The organism is Mesonia oceanica, from assembly GCF_902499555.1.
Classification (GTDB): Bacteria; Bacteroidota; Bacteroidia; order Flavobacteriales; family Flavobacteriaceae; genus Mesonia; species Mesonia oceanica.
On sequence record NZ_CABVMM010000069.1, the window covers coordinates 1 to 523 of the forward strand.

Consider the following 523-nt stretch of genomic DNA (forward strand, 5'->3'; position numbering starts at 1 on the left):
ATTAACTTGAAACCATATAATGGTGTAACCAGAGCTTCATAAAGCAATGTCATTGCATTTTTAGCAGCATCTATTAGATTTACATCTTCTTCAATGGGAATATCTTGCATCTGCAAAGGGAGCAAAGCAGGAGCGGTGTCCCGATATTGCCCTTCGATGGAAACAAGAATACTATCAAAAAAGCCCAATACCTGTGTGGAAAAAATAACTAAGACGACAACCGCAAAATTCTTGGCGAGTTCCCCCGGGCTCAATCCCCAAGTATAGCCATCTTTATCAGCCACACCCTCATTATATTTTTTTAGAATATTGATTAGGAAGAAAAGCACTGCAAGGGTTTTCATTCCGCCAATGGTATATTGGGAAAAATCACTGTTTTGAATGGTCTGAAAAACGGTGTCCACATATTCAAGACCAATTCCTAAAATAATTACCGCATTCATCATCAATATCCTGTTTCCCTGTTATTGATTTTATCCTGCATTTTTCGAAAGGAAATAATCTCCCGGTAACGTTTGGTTTT

General features: G+C 38.0%; 2 pseudogenes. Both read right to left on the reverse strand.

The annotated features are described in order from the left end of the window. Positions 1-443, reverse strand: a pseudogene (locus FVB9532_RS19340) (hypothetical protein); the annotation flags it as partial. Between the two features lie 2 nt (positions 444-445). Then, positions 446-523, reverse strand: a pseudogene (locus tag FVB9532_RS19830) (conjugal transfer protein); the annotation flags it as partial.